Raw genomic sequence first — 6,132 nt, forward strand, 5'->3', positions numbered from 1 at the left:
AGTTAACATTTTTGTTTCATCATCGTATAAGGCTATGAACAAATTGGTTGTATCCAGGATTCTTCCCAGCTGATTTCTGGTTTCTTCGAAAACATCTTCCAAACTATTTGATACATTTGCTGCAGAAATAATATTATACAAAACTTCTTGAGTTAATACAGCCAGTTTACGCACTGTAATATCTTCGGAAAGAATTACTACTCTCTCTACATTATCGTTTTCATCTTTGAGAGCATAAAAACGTTGTGATATCCATTTATTTTTTCCCTGAAATTTCTTCTCCAATTTTATTTCTGGAATGTAATATGTGCCACCTTCTTTATAGACTTTTATTATACCATCAGAATGTTCTCCCAGATACTTATCACGAGAATCTAAATTCAAGCTTTTACGAGGATTCCGATATTCATTTACTTGTTTAGCCGAAAATCCCCAGATATTTTTCCAGGCTTCATTGTAGAGCAATAAAGTTCCATTTTTATCTCGCACAGAAATCCCAATGGGCGAATCTTCGATAATGGCCAGGGAAAGCTGCTCGCTCTTCCTGATGATTTCTTGAGTTTCTACAATATTTGTGATGTCCTGAGACATACCAATAGCTTTGAACACTTTTCCGTTTTCATCTCTCAGGTTTTCCGTTTTTGTGTGTATAAACCTGACAGTGCCATTTGGCCTGATGATACGATGATAGATATCATAAGGTTGTCTGGTTTTAAGAGATCTTACAAATTCTCTTCTAATACGTTTCAGGTCTTCCGGATGCATCCTTTTCATAACATTGAAAAGTGTTCTTTCCGTAGTTTTATCATCAACACCCAGAATTTGGGAAATTTCCTCCGACCAATAGATTTTCTGGGTAATCAGATCTAATGTCCAACTTCCCACATGAGCCATTTGTTGAGTTTTGTTTAGAAGTTTCTCATTTTCGATCAGTTCATTTTCCATTTTCTTTTGAGCTGTAATTTCAAATATCAAACCCTGCCAACGGTAACCACCATTTTCCATGGGTGTAACACTAAAAGATGAGCGAACCCAGATATAATTATCCTCGCTAATTCTAAGCCGATATTCCATATCTAACAATCCATCTGAATTTACCGCTTTTACAGCTTCATTTTCCAGTTTTTCCCTGTCTTCATCAGGGATCATTTTGAAATATATCGATGGACCTTCATATATCTTCTGAGCAATCTTATCACCAAAAATTTTTTCTAAACCCGGTCCCTGATAAATAAATTTGACTTCATCATTGGGAAGACGATCATAAATACTAACAACACCAGGAACATTTTCGGCAAAAGTTCTAAATTGTTCTTCGCTTTTAGCTAGTTCTTCCTGAGTTTGTAAAATTCGTTGCCTATCTTGTTTCAGCTCAAGTGTATTTTTTATGGAATGTCCCAATAACACCAATCTGTCTTTAAGCACATAATCCCAGGCTCCCAGTTTCATGCATTCTACTGCAGTTTGCTCATTTATCGATCCCGTAACTATAATAATGGGAGTTTGGGGAGCTAATTTTCGAATGATCTTGATAGCTTCCTTGCCGTCAAATCTGGGTAAAGAGAAATCTGATAGAACAAGATCAGGTTTAAAATTCTTTAGTGCATCTATATAATCTTCTTTAAATTTTACGATCTTCGATTCAAACTGCAAACCTGATTTGCTTAATTCATATTCTACCAGTTTTGCATCTGTCATCACATCTTCTACAATTAAAATTCGCAATTTATCCGCCATCAGTTCCTCTACAATAACACGATCTTAACTTGTATATTCATTCAGCAAAAACCAATACAATCCCAGTTCAGTTACCGATTTCATAAATTGATCAAAATCTACCGGCTTCACAATGTAACTATTTGCTCCCAGATCATAACTTTTTTCTATATCGGAATCCTGATCGGAAGAAGTGAGAACAACAATAGGAATAGATTTTGTTCTTTCATCTTTTTTTAATATCTTCAAAACCTCAAGCCCATCCATTTTGGGAAGCTTTAAATCCAGTAGTATCAGGTTGGGAAAGCTACTTTTTTTTCTATCGGAAAATTTGTTGCGGCAAAAAATGTAGTCGATTGCTTCCTGACCATTTTCCACATGAGCAACTTTAGCATTTAAGTCTTGTTTTTGGAGGGCTTTCTTTGTTAGTTTCACATCATTCAGATTGTCTTCCACAAGTAGAATTTCGATTTCTCTTGCTCTCATCTTCTCCCCCTTATAAATCAACTTAACTTTATTATTGAACTATTCTTTGACGTAAAGAATTTTTATAAAAAATTGCTATAAATCATCATCAAGTTTTAGTGCTTCTTCAAAAATATCTTTGTAATTATCTTCAAGTTCAAGCAATTCTTTTGCATACATGTTTATTTCTTCCTGGGTCATTTGATCTTCTTTTTGTTTGAAATGTTTGGGAAGTGAAAAATAGAATGTAGCGCCTTCATCTTCCACAGCTTCTGCACGCACCTTTCCTCTGTGCTTCAGAATGATCCTTTTAACGATAGCCAAACCTACGCCAGTACCTTCAAATTCTTCTGGAGTATGGAGTCTTTGGAACACTCCAAAGAGTTTATTTCTGTATTCTTCATTGAAACCTACGCCATTATCTTTTATATAGAACTCATATTCCTTAGCTTTTTCATTCATACCAATTTCGATAAAAATCTTCTCTTCTTTGGATGAATATTTTATAGCATTGGAAATCAAATTATGAATTACCTGGCGTATCATTTTGCGATCTGCATGCACTTCGACCATATCATGCAGTTTAAGTTCGATATTTTTATCGGGATGGTGTTTTGCCAATTCATTGAAAACGGAATCAAATTCTTTGTAGATATTAAATTTATCACCTTTAATATCTTTTCTGCTAACTCTGGAAAATTCTAAAAGATCGTTTATCAGGTTACTCATTTGTGTGGCATTGTCTTTTACTATATCCAGGTATTCAAAAGCTTGATCGTCCAGAACTTCTCCATATTCCTCTCCCAAAATCGTGGCAAAACCATTTATAGCTCTCAGTGGTGCCCGCAGATCGTGAGATACAGAATAGGAAAATGATTCCAATTCTTTATTGGCATAGATCAGCTGTTCATTGGTTTCTTCTACTTCAGTCCTCATCTCATTTATGTCATCCATCAAATACGATAAGGCTTTTTGGGTGAGGGCATATTTTTTATTCTGATCCTGTAATTCCTTGGTTCTTTCCATTACCATTTTTTCCAGATTATCTTTGTGTTTTTCCAACTCTTTTTGAGCTGTTTTGCGTGCGGTAATATCGGTAAGTGAGCCCACTATGATCATCGAGTCGCCACTTTTTACAGGTGCTTCATGGGCTTCCACCCAAACTTTGCTGCCGTTTTTGTGAACAAGTTCTATTTCATAAGGTTCTTGAGTTTCTCCTGTTTTTAAAGCTTTTTCGGTTAATTCTAAAGCTTTTTTATTGGCGGGATGATCGGAAGCTAATTCGGTCCAAACCCTTAACGCTTCGTTGGCTGTATAACCCAGAATTTTCTCAATCTGAGGACTGATATAGGTAATTTGATGTTTGGAAGTATGTGTGTAAAATACATTTGTACTATTTTTTATTATACTGAATAATTGTGTTCTGCTGTCTTTCAACGACTCTTCAGCTCTCGATCTCTGCTTCATTTCACGACGCAGTTCTTCGTTTCTTATTTCCAGTTCTTTCTGAGCTTTTTTTAGTTCTGTTATATCAATCGAGATCCCCAATACACAAATACCTTTTTCTGAACTCATTTTTATTGGTTTCTTTATAGTGTATAAATATCTTGTGTTACCTTTTTTATCGGAAATAGTTTCTTCCTGAGTAACCTTTTCTCTTTTACCTTTCAATATCAGCAGATCATCTTCCCGGAATTTTTGAGCTTCTTTTCTGGATGGAGCTACTTCAGCATCTGTTTTTCCTTCCAGCTTCTCGGGTGTAAGACCATACACCTCTGCGGTTGCTTTATTTGCCAACAGGAATTTTCCCTTTCTATTTTTTACAAAAATGAAATGTGGATTGATGTTCATGATGTTGCGAAGCTGAAGTTCCTTTTCAAAAAGTTCCGATTTCGATCTTATCTGTTCATTCAGCATTTTGCGAGTAGATTCTGCCAGCAGTGCGATATCATCGTATCTCATTTTCTCGGGATCGATATCTTTGTAGTTTTCTTCAGGATTTTGAAAAGCATTGATAAATACATCGAACTCCTTGCGAATTCTTTGCGAAATGAGTTTTGCGATGAAAAATGAAACAATGATCAGGAAAAGTGTAAATCCAATCAGTCTGAATATTTTGGTTTGAACTTCTTGTTTCATAAACGAAATTTTTTCGGCCATCTGCTTGCTCATATCTTCGTAATACAAACCTGCTCCGATAATCCACTCCCATTCCGGAACATATTTTAGAAATGATAGTTTTGCTTTGGGAACTGTTTCATCAATTTTATTCCAATAATAAGTAATGAAATCACCTTCCGGATTCTCTATTGCCTGCAAGTATTGCTGAAATATTTTTGTTCCTCTTTTATCTGTTAGATTTTTTATACTTGCACCACCTTTGGTTATTTTTCCATTAGAAAATAATGGCCCACCATCTACTGTTGCACCAAAGAAATATCCTTGTTCAGCAAATCTAAAATTAACGATTTCCCTTAAAATTTCGTTTTGCAAAGAATCCAAATCATGCCCGTTTCTTTTGGAATGCTTGATCATTTCCTGAATAAAAAATACTACTCTATCTACTTCGCTTTTTATTTGATCTTCCTGGGCTTTTATAAATTGGTCATGGATTTCTTTTACATTTATTTTGTATTGAACATAGTATTTTCGAATATCAATAAAACCAAAAATGAGAATTGTGATAAATGTAACTAAAACAAATTTTGTAAAAAATTCTCGGGAAATACTTTTTTTTATTTTCATATCGACCTCAAAAATCAATCCAGGATTTTTACTTTTTCTTCCAATTCTTTCAGTTTTTCTTTCAATTTTTTTATTCGGAATTCCCGACCGACAAAAATTTTGTTCATCTCTTCAAGTTCTTTATTCTTATTTCTTAATTCTGCCGTTCTTTTCATCACAGCGTTTTCCAGTTTTTCCTGTTGTGCATTAAGTTTTGCTTCTATCTCTTTCTTTTCTGTAATGTCTCTTTGAATTGCGGCAATGGAATCTAGTCTATTATTTTCATCAAAAATTGGGAAAATCTGAGTTTCGATGAAATATTCCTCTCCGTTTGCTCTTCGACAAATCATCTCACCAGACCAACTCTCGATCTTTTTCATACTCGAACGGATTTTTGCAGCCTGTTTTTTGGGATTATCGGTAACAACAAACTCGATTGGATCCATGAACATTATGTCTGCAAGTTTGTATCCGCTCATCTCTTCAAAAGCAGAATTAACAAATTCTATTTTGCCTTCAGGATCGGTCAGAATTATTCCATCTTTCATATATCGAATGATTTCTGCCAATTTCAGATTTTCCAATTCTGCTTCTTTACGATCGGTGATGTCGCGCCCCAATCCGATGATTTCTTTAACCTTGCCATTTGCATCCAACACAGCTTTATCTTTCCAGGCCAGCCAGCGCCAACCGAATTGCGTTTTTGCACGTTGTTCAATATAACATGTATATGGTCGGGAATATAAATTTTTCATTTCGATTTGTGTTTTTTCAAGATCTTCAGGATGAACCAAAGGAGTAAAAGATTTTCCTATAAGTTCTTCTTTGCTTTTGCCAAACATTTTACAGTATGATGGACTTACAAAAATAAATCTACCATTTTCATCAACTTTTACCAGCAGATCAACTTGATTTTCAACTATCATTTTGAAATTTTCTTCGCTTTTGGAAAGTGCTTTCTCGATTACAATCCGTTTGGCAATATCTTCTTCCAATTCCTTGGTTCGCTGTTTTACTTTCTTTTTCAACGACATATTCCATAAGATAAAAATAACAATGTAAGCAAAACCGATCATTAGCATTATCACTACAATCCGCCAGAAAACTTTGTTTGCAAAAAGCGACATCGGTTCTATGTGAATCCATTTGTGGATAATTTCTTCTCTTTCTTGTTTCGAAATATCATTAAGAGATTTGTTTATAATATTATTTAGAATTGGCCAATCT

General features: G+C 34.7%; 4 protein-coding genes. All 4 read right to left on the reverse strand.

Features of this window, described 5'->3' with window-relative positions; all coding sequences use genetic code 11:
• Positions 1-1,737, reverse strand: a 1,737-nt coding sequence (locus K9N40_12890; protein ID MCF7815364.1) for a PAS domain-containing protein, incomplete at its 3' end; no start/stop codon positions are given.
• A gap of 24 nt (positions 1,738-1,761) precedes the next feature.
• Positions 1,762-2,202, reverse strand: coding sequence for a response regulator (locus K9N40_12895; GenBank protein ID MCF7815365.1), 441 nt, complete (start codon positions 2,200-2,202; stop codon positions 1,762-1,764).
• 75 nt (positions 2,203-2,277) lie between these two features.
• Positions 2,278-4,926 (reverse strand): PAS domain S-box protein, encoded by a 2,649-nt coding sequence (locus K9N40_12900; protein ID MCF7815366.1) that lies wholly within the window; start codon positions 4,924-4,926, stop codon positions 2,278-2,280.
• A gap of 14 nt (positions 4,927-4,940) precedes the next feature.
• Positions 4,941-6,132 (reverse strand): PAS domain S-box protein (locus K9N40_12905; GenBank protein MCF7815367.1); only part of this gene is annotated, 1,192 nt, incomplete at its 5' end.

Source organism: Candidatus Cloacimonadota bacterium (genome assembly GCA_021734245.1).
In the GTDB taxonomy this organism is placed as follows: domain Bacteria; phylum Cloacimonadota; class Cloacimonadia; order Cloacimonadales; family TCS61; genus B137-G9.

Excerpts from the sequence above, each read along its gene's own strand:
- K9N40_12900 (MCF7815366.1), bottom strand. The coding sequence starts at position 4,926 with ATGAAAATAAAAAAAAGTATTTCCCGAGAATTTTTTACAAAATTTGTT.
- K9N40_12895 (MCF7815365.1), bottom strand. The coding sequence starts at position 2,202 with ATGAGAGCAAGAGAAATCGAAATTCTACTTGTGGAAGACAATCTGAAT.